This window comes from Thermobaculum terrenum ATCC BAA-798, assembly GCF_000025005.1.
GTDB lineage: Bacteria > Chloroflexota > Chloroflexia > Thermobaculales > Thermobaculaceae > Thermobaculum > Thermobaculum terrenum.
The window spans coordinates 65,471-80,491 of sequence record NC_013526.1 but is presented as its reverse complement, the minus strand read 5'-3'; the positions used below and the strand labels follow the sequence as shown (position 1 = coordinate 80,491).

13 protein-coding genes are annotated in these 15,021 nt (G+C 59.3%); 10 read left to right on the top strand and 3 right to left on the bottom strand.

Annotation, left to right across the window (positions count from 1 at the left end):
* Nucleotides 1-141: 141 nt before the first annotated feature.
* From TTER_RS09925 to cmr6, 10 genes are all read left to right on the top strand, one after another.
* A complete protein-coding gene (locus TTER_RS09925) occupies nucleotides 142-1,746 on the top strand; it encodes a glycoside hydrolase family 10-like protein (protein WP_012875893.1) in 1,605 nt (534 codons plus the stop codon).
* Nucleotides 1,747-1,868: 122 nt separating this feature from the next.
* The gene (locus TTER_RS14885) at nucleotides 1,869-2,666 is read left to right on the top strand and encodes a glycerophosphodiester phosphodiesterase (RefSeq protein WP_012875892.1); all 798 of its coding nucleotides are present in this window, start codon (nucleotides 1,869-1,871) and stop codon (nucleotides 2,664-2,666) included.
* 121 nt (nucleotides 2,667-2,787) lie between these two features.
* Complete coding sequence (locus tag TTER_RS09920) at nucleotides 2,788-4,092, top strand: TM1812 family CRISPR-associated protein (RefSeq protein WP_012875891.1); 1,305 nt, start codon at nucleotides 2,788-2,790, stop codon at nucleotides 4,090-4,092.
* A 16-nt stretch (nucleotides 4,093-4,108) separates the two neighbouring features.
* On the top strand, nucleotides 4,109-5,425 hold the full coding sequence (locus TTER_RS09915; RefSeq protein ID WP_012875890.1) for a TM1812 family CRISPR-associated protein: 1,317 nt from the start codon (nucleotides 4,109-4,111) through the stop codon (nucleotides 5,423-5,425).
* Between the two features lie 11 nt (nucleotides 5,426-5,436).
* Nucleotides 5,437-6,597 carry a type III-B CRISPR module RAMP protein Cmr1 gene (cmr1, locus tag TTER_RS09910; RefSeq protein WP_012875889.1) on the top strand — a complete coding sequence of 387 codons (1,161 nt, stop codon included), beginning with the start codon at nucleotides 5,437-5,439 and terminating at the stop codon, nucleotides 6,595-6,597.
* Nucleotides 6,594-8,468, top strand: a complete 1,875-nt coding sequence (gene cas10 / locus TTER_RS09905; protein WP_012875888.1) for a type III-B CRISPR-associated protein Cas10/Cmr2 — start codon at nucleotides 6,594-6,596, stop codon at nucleotides 8,466-8,468. The genes cmr1 and cas10 overlap by 4 nt, the downstream gene beginning before the upstream one ends.
* Nucleotides 8,461-9,723 (top strand): type III-B CRISPR module-associated protein Cmr3, encoded by a 1,263-nt coding sequence (gene cmr3, locus TTER_RS09900; RefSeq protein WP_012875887.1) that lies wholly within the window; start codon nucleotides 8,461-8,463, stop codon nucleotides 9,721-9,723. Before cas10 ends, cmr3 begins: the two co-directional genes overlap by 8 nt.
* A gap of 3 nt (nucleotides 9,724-9,726) precedes the next feature.
* A complete protein-coding gene (gene cmr4 / locus TTER_RS09895) occupies nucleotides 9,727-10,623 on the top strand; it encodes a type III-B CRISPR module RAMP protein Cmr4 (RefSeq protein WP_012875886.1) in 897 nt (298 codons plus the stop codon).
* Nucleotides 10,620-11,018 (top strand): type III-B CRISPR module-associated protein Cmr5, encoded by a 399-nt coding sequence (cmr5, locus tag TTER_RS09890; protein ID WP_012875885.1) that lies wholly within the window; start codon nucleotides 10,620-10,622, stop codon nucleotides 11,016-11,018. Before cmr4 ends, cmr5 begins: the two co-directional genes overlap by 4 nt.
* 2 nt (nucleotides 11,019-11,020) lie before the next feature.
* Nucleotides 11,021-12,442, top strand: coding sequence for a type III-B CRISPR module RAMP protein Cmr6 (gene cmr6, locus TTER_RS14880; protein ID WP_012875884.1), 1,422 nt, complete (start codon nucleotides 11,021-11,023; stop codon nucleotides 12,440-12,442).
* A 27-nt stretch (nucleotides 12,443-12,469) separates the two neighbouring features.
* On the opposite strand, the gene TTER_RS09880 is transcribed toward cmr6, so the two are convergent.
* From TTER_RS09880 to TTER_RS09870, 3 genes are all read right to left on the bottom strand, one after another.
* Nucleotides 12,470-13,588 (bottom strand): phytanoyl-CoA dioxygenase family protein, encoded by a 1,119-nt coding sequence (locus TTER_RS09880; protein WP_012875883.1) that lies wholly within the window; start codon nucleotides 13,586-13,588, stop codon nucleotides 12,470-12,472.
* A gap of 100 nt (nucleotides 13,589-13,688) precedes the next feature.
* Nucleotides 13,689-14,525: a helix-turn-helix transcriptional regulator gene (locus tag TTER_RS09875; protein ID WP_012875882.1), complete on the bottom strand. Its 837-nt coding sequence runs from the start codon at nucleotides 14,523-14,525 to the stop codon at nucleotides 13,689-13,691.
* A 10-nt stretch (nucleotides 14,526-14,535) separates the two neighbouring features.
* Entirely contained in the window at nucleotides 14,536-14,997 is a 462-nt protein-coding gene (locus tag TTER_RS09870; RefSeq protein WP_012875881.1) for a RidA family protein, read from the bottom strand.
* Nucleotides 14,998-15,021 lie beyond the last annotated feature (24 nt).

Sequence of the window (15,021 nt, the reverse complement as noted above, 5' to 3'; positions counted from 1 at the left end):
CCCCTTTCGAGCACTTATGTCAATAGTTCGTGGCCGTTACCTCCCAGAACGCCCCTCCTGGACAATGGTTGACAGGCATTTGCATTCCTGCAAGAATGTTTGTCGTTCAGACATGCGTATGCAAAAAGTGAGGAGCGAGAGATGAGCACCATAAGCAGGCGAACGTTCATCCAAGGTGCGGCTGCAGGGCTAGCGGCCCTACCCCTGCTAGCGCGGTCCCGTAGCGCGGTGGCAGGCACAAAGGAGCTGGTGGGCGATGGCTGCCCCGATCCCGAAGGCATAATGCCCAAGCGCCAGTTCCGAGGGGTATGGATCGCTACCGTGAGCAACCTGGATTGGCCCTCTCAGCCTGGTCTGCCAGCGGAGACGCAGAAGGCACAGCTGCGAGCCCTGCTTGATGCGGCCCAAGGAATGGGAATGAACACCATCGTGCTCCAGATCAGGCCAACAACGGACGCATTTTATCCTTCCCAGCTTGCACCGTGGTCCCAGTATCTAACCGGCGTGCAGGGACAAGACCCAGGCTACGACCCGCTGGCCTTTGCGATCGATGAGGCCCATAGCCGTAACCTTGAGCTCCACGCCTGGTTCAACCCCTACAGAGTGAGTCTGCAGAGCGACCTCAGCAGGCTCGCACCCAATAACCCTGCCCGGCAGCATCCCGACTGGGTACGCGCCTACGGCGGCCAGCTGTGGTTCGATCCAGGACTGCCGGAGGTGCGCCAGCTGATCGAGGCATCGATTGTTGAGGTCGTGGAGCGATACGACATAGACGCCGTACACTTTGATGACTACTTCTATCCATACCCTTCGGGCAACAACGAGTTCCCAGATGAAGCTACCTACCAGCAGTATGGTGCTGGCTTCGCCAGCAAGGCTGACTGGCGCAGGCACAACGTGAACACGCTTGTGCAGGAGCTCTCGGTGCTGATCAAGCGCACGAAGCCGTGGGTGAAGCTCGGCATCAGCCCATTTGGCATATGGCGCAACAGATCCACCGATCCCCTAGGGTCCGACACCTCCGGCTTCCAGAGCTACGACGGCATCTACGCCGACACTCGGCTGTGGGTCAAGAGCAACTGGCTGGACTACATAGCTCCCCAGATCTACTGGAGCTTCCACTTTGCTCCCGCGGCGTACGAGGCGCTTGTCCCCTGGTGGGCCCAGGTAGTAGAGGGCACGAACGTGCACCTATACATAGGACAGGCCGCGTACAAGATAGGCGCAAGCACGCAGTCCCCAGAGTGGAGCGACCCAGATGAGATGCCCAATCACCTGTGGTTTAACTTACAGTATTCTCAGGTCAAGGGCGATATCTACTTCCGGATCTCGAACCTCTTGGCCAACCCCCTAGGGTTCAGAGATCGCCTGGAGCAGGAGCTGTATCGCCACCCCGCGCTCGTGCCAGTCATGCCTTGGCTGGGAGGAGTTGCCCCTCACCACGTAGCACTGACGCAGGCCCGGCGCAACCCACAAGGGGTCGAACTGGAATGGCGAGCGATCCCGCACGACAACAGCGCCGCCTACTACGCGATCTACCGCTTCGATAGCAAGGTGCGCCCCCAAGACGTCTGCGCCTTCAATGACCCCAGGCAACTGATCGCCACTGTGCGCCGTGTCGAGAGCTCAAGCTCCCAGACCTACGTTGACACCTCCGCGAGTCAAGGACAGGGGTACGCCTACTACGTGACCGCGCTGGACCGCCTGCACCATGAGAGCTGGCCGAGCAATCGGCGCTCTCCCTGATGTTCAATAGAGCATTAAGGGGACAGGGAGTTTGTCACCCAAAGTTTATCTTCTTTTAATTCGAGCTTAACCTCCTCGCGCTACAATGTCATTGGAGAAAAGCGACGGAGAGTGTCAAACAGATGTCATGCCAAACCCGGGGCCGCACGATAGCCATCGCTCACAGGGGCGCGCACAACGCCTGGATCCCCGAGAACTCCCTGCAAGCCGTGCGAGAGGCGTTGGGCCTCGGGGCCGACTGGGTGGAGTTCGACGTCTGGAATGATGCCCAGGGCAAACTAGTGGTAACGCACGACCTCTACCCCAACGGCAAGGAGCCACCCAGACCTTACCCGCCGGTGGAGCCCTTTCTCGAGCTGGTGGCGTCTTCGGACATGGGGCTGAACTTCGACTGGAAGGGCTTCGGGGCCGAGAGACACGTCGCCAGGCTGCTCCGGAGCTTTGATCTCACCTGCCGCACGATCGTAAGCTCGGGCTCGCCGGAGGTGCTGCTGAGGCTGAAGCACCATGACCCAGCTATCACGACGGGGCTATCTATCTCGGCGTCACCATCGCGGCTGCGAAGGCTGCTTGCGGAAGTCCCCGGGCTGCGGCGGGTGCCGCTATGGTACCTGTTGGCCGGCACCTCTCCCCTGAGGTCCTGGCTCGTGGACCAGCTGGACCTGCTGCTGGAGGTCTCGCAGGTGGATGCCATCATGCTCCACTACCCCCTTGCGTCCGCCACCGTGGTGCAGGCCATCCGCGACAGGCACAAGGGAGTGTACCTGTGGACCGCCCATGATGTGGAGACCTTCCACAGCCTGCTCCCGCTCCAGCCCGACGGCATAGCTATGGACGACATGTGGACCCTCCTGGGAGCCCAAGCCACCAGGGAGATATCCCCCAACCCCCTGGGCCTCGCCATCGAGCCCCATCCCTGATCTCCACCTTCTAACAAAATCATATATCTTTTTGCCCCAATATTACTCTTTGACTATTGAAAGATGTAGTCCACAGTGCAATAATACGTGCAAACTTATCTGTACAGAAAGGGACCTTTGCATGCAGGAAGCTGACTCCTCTAACTGGCGCAGAGTGCTGGTCACCGCCGTTGGCACCGGTAACTACAGCGAAGTCAGATACAAGCTCGACGACGAGGTCTCCGGCCCCAACAAGTTCTCTTCTATCGCCCTGGGGGAGATCCTTAGCCCGCATGGAGAACCCCTGCACGTGGTGGCGCTGTGGACCGGGGGCGCGCGCAACAATCCCAACAGCACGCACTACGCCGACTACGCCAAGGCCGTGCAGGCACACGGCTGGAGCTATCAGCCCCTGGACATACCCGAGGGCATGAGCGAGGCCGAGCTGTGGGAGATATTTGAGAAGATAGGGCACGCCCTGGAAGTCAACGACAGCGTGATAGTCGACATTACTCACGGATTCAGATCCATCCCGGTGGTGATGGTCACCGCCCTGCAGTACTACAGGCTCAACAAGCCGCTGTCATCTTTAAATGTGTATTACTCTGCCTTTCTGCCTAGCAGGCCTCCTGAGGAAGCCACGCCTGTAATATCGCTCGACATGATCCTGGCGCTGGCCGACTGGACCTACGGCGCCAAGCTGTTCGAGGAGCGCCTGGTAGCAGCCCCGTTGGCAGATCAGATCGAACAGACCCAGAAGCGGTCGCACGTTGACCCTTCCTGGCAGGGGCAGAGGCTCACGCGCATAAAAAAAGTCTCCACGGCCCTGAAGGAGCTGGACAGGCTTCTGCACAACAACCTCCCGATAGAGGCGGGGATAAAGGCCAGCGAGCTGCTCCAGAGAGCTGAGGAGGCCCGCGCCGAGTTCCCCAGCTTCCCACCCATTCAGGACTTCTGGGAGAAGATCGAGAGGCAGGCCAGGAATATATGTGTGGGCATAGATCCCAAAGAGAAGCCCACTTACCCCCTAACTCCCGAAGAGCTTGAGCGCCAACTCAAGCTGATCGAAAGCTACAAGCGCATGGGCAACATCCTGAGCAGCGTTACCCTTATGAGGGAGTGGATAGTATCGGCCTATGTGTACGCCCTGGGCAAGGGCGACTCCTGGCTGGACTACGACAGGACGCGTCGGGATGCCGAAGCCGACCTGAACACCTTCTCCCGATGCCGAAGAAACCATGTACCCCTCTACTTCGCACGGGATGACCAGCTGATGAACGAGCTTATCGACGCCTGGGACTCCACCGTGAAGATTCGTAACGAGCTGGCACACTGTGGCATGAGGCCCGAGGCCGTATCCGGGCTCGAACTCAACACGGACAGGCTGGAGACGATCCTGGCGCTCATTAGGCAGGCTGACGCTCAAACTGTGGGGGAGGGCAACTGAGCCCTTGGAAGCAGCAATGGAGAACAGGACCAAGCTCATAACCGCCCTGGGAACAAGACGGTACGATCCTTGTCGTTACTACATCGAGGGAGACCCTGGGCGAACGTCCAGTGTAACCAGGTTCGCCGCTATGGGATTAGCCGAGCTGGCTGTGGAGTGCGGACAGCCCCTGGAAATAGTGGCTCTGGAAACTGCAAGGGTCAAGGATTCGGATAACCACAAACTTCTGCATGAAGAGTTCGAAGAAAAGAGGAGTGTGGGCGGGCGGGCGTGGGAGCTACGAGTGGAGGAAATCCCCGACGGCAAGGATAAGGAAGAACTATGGCAGATATTCGAGACGTTAGGCAAGCATATCGAGCAGGGAGACCACATAATCATAGACATCACCAACGGCTTTAGGTCCCTGCCGACCGTCATGATCTCCGCTGCCCAGTACTACCTGTACCTGAATAGGGCCGCTGACCTGAAGATCTACTACGGGGCCTTCGAATCAGTCGGGAACACGCAGGGAACAGCTGGCCAGGGGCAGGAAGGCGGGACACCTGAGGTTCCCATAATCGACATCACCCTCATAACATCCATCTCTGACTGGACCTACGGCCTGAGGCTCTTCGACGAACACCTGATCACATTGCCCCTAGCCGAGAGGATAAGATCATCTTTTCTAGGTAAGAACGCTAGCGATCCTAACCTTATCCCGGAACAATTCTCATCAGCGCTGGTTGATAGTTTGAAGAAGATAGATTTCTACCTGCAAAATGCCATGCCGCTGGAGATGGGGATGGAAGCGCGCAAACTGCGTAGTCTTCTGGAGACAATTAGCACGCGGACAAACAAATTTAGGCCGGTATTAAGGGACTTCCTGAAAAAGCTCAAGGAACTACTGAACGAAGTATCCACAGATCAAGCTTCTAAGAAGGAAGACATAAAGCTATCCCGGGATGAGCTAGAGCGGCAAAAGATGATCATAGAAAGGCAGTTGAATAGCAAGCAGGTTGGCAATGCTCTGCTCCTTGCAAGGGAATGGTTGGTCTCCGCAGCTATACTCTACGAATGTAAGAAGACACCTGCAAGGAACAAAGTACAGGGTTGGCTGAGTCAACGGACACGTGAAGCTTACGCTGATAGGCTTTTTGGCAACGATCAAAAGGATGGCCAGAGCTCTCAAAGTAATCAGTTCCCAGAGGAGTTCATACAAGCATGGAAGCTAGTCAGCCGTTATCGTAACCCTATAGCACATGCAGCTATGAACACAGATTGGTATCAGAATAGCCACAAGCAGATTTCCAAAGATGTAAGAGACAGCCTGGACAATATCATCAAACTACTATAGAGGGGTGCGGAATGAAAGAGTTAGAGCTTAGGATGAAGGTCGTGACGCCGCTGTTCATGGGGGGAGCAGACAACACGCAGGCCGAGCTACGTCCGTCCTCTATCAAGGGACTGCTGCGCTTCTGGTGGAGGGCAATACAGCCGCCGGAAGTTATCAAAAGTGTGGCAGTAAAGGAACAAGACAATCAAGCTAAGGGAGATAAAGATATTCCCGAAATAGTTAAGAAGGAGTCGAAGATCTTTGGTGGAGCTGGCAAAGATCAAGGCCAGTCGAGGGTACACATAAGAATAGTCAAGCTTCAGGATCCCAGCATCGAGGCCTACCGAGGTAAAAGAGACCAGGTAGGCATAACTTATCTTGGGTACGGCGTTGCCGACTCCAAGTCAAACCGCAAAGCGATAATGCCGGGGTATGAGTTTGAGGTCCAGATAAGCCTTAGAGACCTGACTCCTTCAGAAGAGGAGGAGGTCATGGATGCCCTATGGTGCATGACTCACCTGGGGGGGATGGGATCCAGGTCGCGGCGCGGCTTCGGATCGGTGGTGGCTACCAGGGATATCTACAAGTCAAAAGATGAACTCGTGCAGGCCATAAAAGTTAAGCTGGATAGGATCCGACAACGCTCACAGGATCAGGGCGGGCTACCAGACTACACGGCCATAACCAAGAACACAAGAGTCTACATCCTTGAGCCTGAAAACAGTTGGGAAAAAGCCCTCAACAAGGTAGGTGTTCTCCTGTCTCAATACAGATTAGGGACGCGCGGCCAACCTGCACAGATAGTGAGACCACAAGATTTCATTACAGAGACGCAAGAGGTAAAGGCTTTTGCTAGTAGAGGGGAGTGCCCACAGAACCCACCGCCAAGGGCGCTGTTCGGGCTGCCGCATAATTACTTTTTCAAAGATACTAGGCAAAATGTACAGACCGAGGCCGAGCTGCAAGGGACGAAGATAACCCGCAGGGCGAGCCCCCTCTTCATCCACATCCATCAGCTAGCAAGCGACCAGTATGTGCCCGTTATCTCTTTTATACCCGCGAAGTTCCTGCCTAAGGATAGTCAACTAGTACTAGAAAGCAATGGTAGGAACTGTAATACACCGCTACCTCCAAGCTATAAGCCTATATTGGACTTCTTGAGGAAGATGCCCAACTCCGAGGTGGTGCTATGAACTACGTGCTGCAGTTCTCTTTCTCCCCAGTGCAGGAGTTCGTGGCCGAGGCCCGCAAGACGGCCGACCTGCGCACGGGATCCTTCCTGATAAGCTACCTGTCCGTCCGCGCTGCCCACGCAGCGATCGAGCAGGCTCGCGAAGACGGAGACCCCGACGCAGAAGGACGTCTGTTCCCCGACATAACCAACGACCCGATTTACCGCAGGCTCTCCGGTCAGAGCCAGGACCAGCCCGATACGGGATCCTTCCCCAACCAGTTCTCCCTGAGCGTGCCCGATGAGCAGACAGCCCGAAGATGGGCGGAGGCTGCCCAAGGTGAGCTGCAAAAAGCGTGGGAAGAGATCGCATCCCGTGCCTGGCAGCAGCTCGAGAGCTGGTATCACCAGCAGATGGACGACGAGGTGAAGAAGCTCTGGGACCAACAGATAAAGAATACCTGGGCCATCTTCTGGGTGGTATCCGAGGGAGGCATATCTGGGCAGCTGAACAGCCGCAAGCTCCTGCGCAACTTCAGAAGCGTGCTGGAGAGCGGCGAAAACTGCACAGTCTGCGGCCACCGAAGCCACCTGGGCATGCCCCCCAGCTCCCAAAAGCAGAGAGTCAATCGGCAGCAGTTCTGGGAAGAGCTACGCAGCGGTCCATTGGGAATCAGAGGGCTCCTGGGCCCTAAAGAGAGGCTGTGCGCAGTGTGCATGACCAAGCGCCTGCTTCCCGAGAGGGGGATCGCAAAAGACTGCATTGGGTGGAACCTGGAGGGGCAGTTTCCCTCCACTCCTGCCATCGCTGCGCACCCGTGGGGGGAAAGGGTGATCGCCGACTCCAGCGCTCTGCGTGCTGCCGATGAGTTCGTCGGGAGCCTGGCCGATGTGCTAGGGAGAAATTCCTTTCGGGCTATGGACTACGCTAGCCACATGGACTTCTTCTACGAGAGCTACTACGACGAGCTCATAACGGACCGGAAGAGGCGCGACAACGCCCTGCGGGAGCTGCACGCATTTTTCTCCAGGACGCAGGATAAAGTAGGGCTGCCGGGCAACACCGTGGCGGTTCTCGCGATGGACGGGGATCGTCTCGGGCAGAGGCTGGCCAAGATCAGCGAACACCCGGAGAGGGAGGCCAAGCTGAGGGAACTGTCGGGTGCCATACTGCGATTCAGCCAGGAAGTGAGAGCCATCTTTGACGATTACCGCCAGAGGCCCTCGCCGGCCGCGCTGGTGTACGCCGGTGGTGAGGATGTGCTTGCCCTGTTGCCCATCAACCTGGCGCTGGAGATCGTACAGAAGATCCGCCAGGCGTACGTAGAGGCAACCGCCCAGATATCCCGAGACATAGGGGAGGATTTCACGATCTCGGGCGGCCTGCTGTTCGCTCCCATGAACCTGCCGTTGCGCACGATGATCCGCACGACGCACATGCTGGAGGACGTGGCCAAGGAGGAGGCCGGCAGGAACGCCCTGGCCATCAGCGTCTGGCGGGGCAGCGGCGAGATCCTCCGACTGGCGCGCAAGTGGTCGGATGGGGGTACCTCCGCCATCGTGGATAAGCTCACAGGGCTGACCGGCATGGTGGATGATTATCCCAGCAGGTTCCTGTACCAGGCCATCGACCTGCTCAACACCATGCAGTCCGAGCACTCGCCGCTGGATCAGGAGGCGATCAGCAAGCTGCTGGCCGTAGAGCTGTGGGGCAGCAGGGAGAAGAAGTACCAGATAGATACAATCGAACAAGCTGAGCAGAGACTCGCACCTCTCCTGGAAGCAGCGACACATAACGGCAAGCTCGACCCCGCTGTGTTTCGCCTGCTGCGCTTCTTCCAGGAGGAGCAGCTGGGAGCGGAATCAAGGGAGGGGGTGTTAACCCATGAGTGATACCTGGCTTAAACTAGTGCCCAACGACGTGCTCTTCTTCAGAGGGACCGAGCCCTTCAACGCCGGCGAGACGGGGTACGTGCGTAGCCAGTTCCCGCCGTCGCCCACCGTGATACAGGGAGCCATACGCACAGGACTGCTCGAGGCCAACGGCGTCTCCATCAAAGACTACGTGAGTCAATATGCACAGCTGCAGACCGAGCACCCCAGGCTGTTGGAGCTGGTGGGATCACCAAAGCATGGCTTTGCAGCCTCTAAGTCGGCCACGCTTGACCTCGTGGGCCCATTCGTCGCCGTGGGGGATGAGGTACTGATCCCCGCCCCAAGCGACCTGGCACGCCCGAAGGGCACCCAGTCGGCTGGGGTGGTCTACGTGGCCCCGAGCGACGACACGGCATTCTCCGACCTGGGCAGGATCCGCCTCATTAGGCCGGTCACCAAGGGCAACGGACAGGCGGTCGAGACGGTCAAGAACGTCTGGCTTAGGCTGAACGAGCGCACCCTAAGGGCTTACCTCACTGGACAGATGCTGGAGACAGGTGACTTGGTGGAGCTCACGGTGAGCTACAACAGGCGCACCCTGGAGGGTGGGATAGACGAGAACGCTCGCAGGCGGGTGCACACGGAAGCCAAGGTGGGACTCGCCCTGCAGGAGAAGTCGCGCACCGCCGTCGAGGGGATGCTCTACTACATCAGTCCCCTGCGCTTCGGGGACGACGTCAGCCTCCTGGTGGGTATCAGGGCCGACTTGGGCGAATTAAAGTTAGAGCGGCCGGATTTCCTGGCGCTGGGCGGTGAGGGCAGGTTCGTGAGCGTACAAGAAGGTCAGCCCATGTACCTCTCACCTCCCGAGGAGGTCAGGGACATGATCGACCAAACCCACAGGTTCAAGCTCACCCTCCTGCAGCCCGCGATATTTGCTCCCGAGAGCGCCGATGTGCAGGAATCGCCGGACGCCTGGCTGCCTGATGGGTTCAGCAAGGTGAGCCAAGGCAGCTACGACTGCTGGGAGGGAGAGCTGGGAGGCATCCGCTGCAGGCTCATCGGGGCCAGCATCTCGAGGTACCAAGAGATAGGAGGGTGGGACATCGCCCTCAAGAGAGCCTCCGGAACCTACAGGGCGGTGCCCGCGGGGAGCGTGTACTTTTTCGAGACCGAGGCCAGCGGGAGGGATGTCCTGCAAGCGCTGCACGACCAGAAGATAGGCGGATTCTCACAACTAGGATTCGGACACTGCATCATAGGAGGATGGTAACAGATGGAGAAGGCCATAGTCACTTTCTACACCGTCACCGCGATGCACGCGGGCTCGGGATCTACCATAGGCGCCATAGATCTACCGATCCAGCGGGAGGTGCACACCAACTTCCCGGTCATCCCGGGATCCAGCCTGAAGGGCGCCCTGCGCCAGACCGCCACCGATAAGTGGGGCAAGAACGGCAAGCTCACGACCGTCTTCGGCCCCGAGACCAGCGAGGGCGACAAGCATGGGGGGTCCGTCCTCGTCGGGGAGGCCAAGCTGCTGGCACTGCCGGTCAGGTCCATTCAGTCGGTCTTCTTCTGGGTAACCTGCCCGATGATCCTGCAGCGCCTCGTAAGAGACCTGAAGCAACTGGGCATCAAAGACCTCCATGTCCCCACAGTGACCGACGACAACACCGCCCTGATCCCCGAAGATCTTGATGAGCTACGGAACTCAGGGGGCAGGCTCGTGCTGGAGGATCTGGACTTCGCGACCGAAAAATGCGACGATCTCAAGGCTCTGATCACCTTGGTAGCCAAGAACCTGGTGCCCGAGAACATCGGGCAGCACTTCATGGACAAGCTCCAGAAGCATTTGGTAGTGGTGAGCGACGAGAACATGGCCTACCTCTCGGTCAACGGCACACAGGTGGCCTCGCGCATCGTGCTGGACGACGCCACCAAGACCAGCAAGAACCTGTGGCAGGAGGAGACCCTGCCTTCCGAGACGATCTTGTGGAGCTTCGTCATAGCGCGCGAACCTCGAGCTAACGGTCTTGATAGCGCCAAAGAAGTCATGGATGCTATGCGCGAGATCCTGGGGAACGATGAGCCCGTACAGATCGGAGGCAACGAGACCGTGGGCAACGGATGGTGCTTCACCAAGCTCTATACCGGAGGGAATGCACAATGAGCCAGACGCTGTCTCAGCAGAGAGCTAAGTACGCCATGGAGAAGGTGCTGGAGGTCGCAAAGCTTGAGGATAACAAGAAGGAGGACTACTCCAACTTCTGCCTCCGGCTACCCGGCATGATCCTGAACAACGGGCTTGGGCAGTCGCTGGCGTTCCTGCTGGCAGATGCCCAGAAGAACGAGCAGAAGATGAGCTACAAGCTCTACGAGCAGCTATCGGAGTGGATCATCATGAGGAGGCGTATCTACCCGGATGAGTACGGTAAAAACGGGCTCATGAAGGCCATCCTTGAGGGAGATAGGGGTGCCTACGTACGCGCGCAGACCGAGGTGCTGGAGCTGCTGGGGTGGATGAAGCGCTTCTCAGACGCATACATCGGTAGGCCGGGGCAATAATCATGAGCAAGAGCAGAGATCGCCGCCAGCAGAACAGACCACAAGGTACCCCCAAGGGTAGCACCGGGAGCGCATCCAAGCCTCAGGAACAGCATCAACGAAATATCATCTATGGAAACCATCTGCCCCTGTATAAATCCGTCCAGGATGTGTTCATCAAAGTGGCACCATTCAAGAATCGCGTCGGCAACCCCTCGCTGCTGTACGACAAGTTCATCGACGTCTGGCACTGGAGCAGCAATGACCCCCTGAACGGCATTGTCAAAGAGGTCAAAACAGGGCGAAATGGTAGCAATCAAGAGTCCGTCATCAAGCTCTTCCTGCAGAAGTTCCTGCCCCTTCATCAATGGGCAAGGGAGTTAAAGAACGACCTGGAAGACTACTTGCAGCGGCGCAGGGAGCTGGTGCGGAAGCTGGGGGGCAGGACCATCCGGCTGCGGACCGAGTGGCGCTTCATGTCCGGTACCGGCGCTCATCACCCACTGGAGAGCGGCTTCGTGTGGCACCACACGCTGGGAGTGCCCTACCTGCCGGCCTCCGGCGTCAAGGGCGTGATAAGGGCATCTATAACCCCCCTTCGCCCCGGGGAAGACGCGAGCCCAGAGGAGATCAGATCCTACTTCGAGAAGGTGATGAAGGTCGAAGAGCTCTTTGGCTACGAGAGCATAGAGAAGGAGGACGCCCTGCTCAATAAGCTCAGCGATGACGAGCGGCAGAGATACAACCGCAGCCCCAGGGAGGGCTCCCTCATCGTGTTCGATGCCATCCCCACAGCGTTGCCCAAGCTCGAGCTGGATATCCTCAACGTCCACTACCCAGATTACTACGGGCAGCACGAGCCGCCCGCTGACTGGCAGTCGCCCAACCCCGTGTACTTCCTGACGGTGGGGCCGGACTGCGAGTTCGAGTTCGCGCTGGCCCCGATCGCCCGCAACAGCGATGGGCGCACCGACAAAGAGAAGGGGGAGCGCCTGCTTGAGGAGGGCGAGGAGATCCTGATGGAAGCGCTGAACAGCCTGGGGGCGGGAGCCAAGACCTCTATCGGCTATGGCAGGTTCAGGCGGTCCACCCAGGAAGGCGCTCAGGAGACCGCATCCGCTGCGACCACGGCCGTCGCCTCTGCACCAGAGGGAACCCCCTCGCCCACCACGACCACAACCGCCGCGCCCTCGGGGCAGGACCTCAGGTTCGAAGAACTCCAGCGCCAGATAGGTGCATTGAGGTCAGGCGATATAGGTAAAGCAGATGCCGCGGTGAACTCGATAGCCAACGCCGATCTCTCGCCCGCACAGCGCAGGGAGCTGGCGCGCCAGCTCGATGCCAAGCTGTTCCCTCCGGGCAGCGACAAGAAGCGCCAAGAGCGCCAGGATAAGGGCTGGTACAAGAAGCTGCAGAACCTGATCGAGAAGGGGGAGGCAGAGTAAGCCTCCCCCTTTCCGCATACACCCCGCCTACATATCGTCATCGTCGCGCTGGTTGGGATCGGCCATCTCCATGCCCATCATGCCGCTGTCCATGTCGCCCATCGCGGCGAGAGCGTACTCCCGCTGCCGCCTGCGTTCCTCGGGCGAGAGCAGCGCCGCGCACGGAGTGCCGAACCTCGGCTTCGCGAACGGCAGGTGGGTGTCCCCCCGCGCCAGGATGTGCGAGCCGTTGGTCATCTTGGTGACGGGGTCGATCGCGGTGGCGGCGTGGGGATTGTCCGGCTCGGTGTCCGCGCCCCACTGGGTGAAGGACCGCGCGTTGCAGTAGTGACCGACGAAGGCTCGGCGGAACCTGTCGGTCGTGAAGTTCTTCTTGCTGCGGTGCAGGATGTGCCCCCCAAAGAACACCACGTCTCCAGGCTGGGCGGCCACGAGCACCTGGGGATACTTGTTGGCGATCGGTGTGAGGTCGTTCTCCTCGTCGTTGGGGTTGCTCACCCCTCCCACCCTCTGGATGTCGGCTATCTGCGTGTCCCCGTAACCATAGCCTTTCTTCGGCGGATACACTGGCTCGTGCTGGCTGCCCACAGCAAACCATAGCGCACCATTGAGCTCGTCGCACTCATCTATGGCGATCCACGCGCCGCAGAGGCTGTCCGGATGGGTGGGGATGTAGTACGAGTCCTGGTGCCAGCCCTGGCCGGGCTTGCCGGGAGGCTTGAGGAACAGCATAGTCTGCAGCGCCAACACATCCGGACCTATGAGCACCTCCAGCACATCCAGCACCCGGGGATGTAGCAGGAAGCGCTCGTGCAACTCCAGCTTGCGGTGCAGCATGTGGATGCGCAGGAAGTACTGGGCCTTCTCCTCGGGCGACAGGTGCTCGGGAGGAGCCGCTAGCGGCTGCACGCTCACGCCCGAAGCGTCCGAGCGATACCTCTCATCCAATCTGGAGGACCGCTGCTCGGGCAACCTGCCCTGCATCAGGTCCTCCGTGTGCTGCCTGAGCAAGTCTATGTCCGCCTGCGGCACGAGCCCGCGCACCACCAGGAAGCCCTGCCGCCTGAAGGTGATGTACTCCTCGACGGATACCCTGTACCGGTCGGTTCTCTCGGTGTAGCTGGATGTCTCCAGAACGGTAGCCATATATCTCCTCCGCACGCTCGTTGTTGACACGATTATGCTCTGAGGAGACAGGGCATGGCCATACCGCGCACTAACCTAAACATACATCGTATTGACCAGATCACAACATCTCCGGGAGGATGGGAGCAAACTGTACCTGGCCTAGCTGGGACTCTTTGCGCAGCTGTGAGGGCGACTTACCATACAGCTCCTTGAACCGCTGAGAGAAGTGGAAGGGGCTGGAGAAGCCGTAAATCCTGGATATCTGCGTGATGGTGTAGTTGGATCGCAACAACAGCATGGCCGCGCGGTCCAGCCGGCAGATGCGCACGGTCCCCAGCGGGGACAGCCCCGTGTAGGAGCGGAACAGCCTGCACAGGTACTCCGGCGAGACGCCCGCGTGCGCTGCCATGTCCTCCAGGGAGATCTCGGCTGAGGGATCCTCGTCTAGCCTCGCGGTTATGTACCTGCGGGCCAGCTCCACCGGCTCGGGGAGGTTGGGCTTGCTCACCCACAGGATATCCGTCTCCCCACCGATGTACGACTCCAGCATCAGGGTTATGGCCAGCTCAGCCTGCCCCTCGTTGCCCTGCTCCATGCAGGCGAGCACGTGCCCAAACAGGGGCACGAGCACCCCCGCTGACTGAGCCTCGTAGACCCAGGGCCAGACGTCCACCGGCGGCCAGTAGTGCGGAAACTCCCTGATGTCGAAGTGGAAGTAAGCGTGCCTCGTCCGGACCTCACGATCGAAACGAAACAGGTCCATCATGCCGCGCCTGCAGAGCAACACGGCCCCCTCAGGTAAGTGGAACCTTCCGAGCTCGAGGCACTCGTACTCAGCGCTCCCGTTCATGATCCACACGAACTCAAAGTCCTTCAGCCTCCTGGGACCGAATGTAGCCCCAGGAGGGTAGCTAGCTACACCGTAGGCCGTGGGCAGGGATACTTGCAGCGGCAACTTGCGGCTCCTAGATAGCCACCTCGGCTATGAGCTCCACCTCCACGGGCGCGCCGTTGGGCAGCTCCGATACCCCGACCGCCGCCCGAGCGTGCCTGCCGCTCTCGCCGAACACGGCCTGCATCAGCTCGGAGGCGCCGTTGATCACCTGCGGTTGGGCGACGAACCCCGGCGCGGAGGCCACGTAGCCCGTGAGCTTGACGATCCTCCGGACCAGATCCAGCGACCCCAGCTCGGCCCTCAGCGCTGCCAGCGCGTTGATGGCGGCCACGCGCGCCGCCTCCTGCCCATCCTCGAGCGACACGCCTTCTCCAAGCTTGCCTCGGGCGACCAGCTCCCCACCACGCGTCGGCAGCTGCCCCGACACGAACACCAGGTTGCCGGTGCGTACGGTGGGCACGTAGGCCGCAAGCGGTCTGGCGGGCTCAGGAATCTCTATCCCCAGCTCCTTGATCCTGGCTTCAAACGACACTCTCAACCTCCAGCTATCTCGTGT

Excerpts from the sequence above, each read along its gene's own strand:
- cmr3 (WP_012875887.1), top strand. The coding sequence starts at position 8,461 with ATGAGTGATACCTGGCTTAAACTAGTGCCCAACGACGTGCTCTTCTTC.
- TTER_RS09925 (WP_012875893.1), top strand. The coding sequence starts at position 142 with ATGAGCACCATAAGCAGGCGAACGTTCATCCAAGGTGCGGCTGCAGGG.
- cmr5 (WP_012875885.1), top strand. The coding sequence starts at position 10,620 with ATGAGCCAGACGCTGTCTCAGCAGAGAGCTAAGTACGCCATGGAGAAG.
- cmr4 (WP_012875886.1), top strand. The coding sequence starts at position 9,727 with ATGGAGAAGGCCATAGTCACTTTCTACACCGTCACCGCGATGCACGCG.
- TTER_RS09880 (WP_012875883.1), bottom strand. The coding sequence starts at position 13,588 with ATGGCTACCGTTCTGGAGACATCCAGCTACACCGAGAGAACCGACCGG.
- cmr6 (WP_012875884.1), top strand. The coding sequence starts at position 11,021 with ATGAGCAAGAGCAGAGATCGCCGCCAGCAGAACAGACCACAAGGTACC.
- TTER_RS09915 (WP_012875890.1), top strand. The coding sequence starts at position 4,109 with ATGGAGAACAGGACCAAGCTCATAACCGCCCTGGGAACAAGACGGTAC.
- TTER_RS14885 (WP_012875892.1), top strand. The coding sequence starts at position 1,869 with ATGTCATGCCAAACCCGGGGCCGCACGATAGCCATCGCTCACAGGGGC.
- cmr1 (WP_012875889.1), top strand. The coding sequence starts at position 5,437 with ATGAAAGAGTTAGAGCTTAGGATGAAGGTCGTGACGCCGCTGTTCATG.
- cas10 (WP_012875888.1), top strand. The coding sequence starts at position 6,594 with ATGAACTACGTGCTGCAGTTCTCTTTCTCCCCAGTGCAGGAGTTCGTG.
- TTER_RS09920 (WP_012875891.1), top strand. The coding sequence starts at position 2,788 with ATGCAGGAAGCTGACTCCTCTAACTGGCGCAGAGTGCTGGTCACCGCC.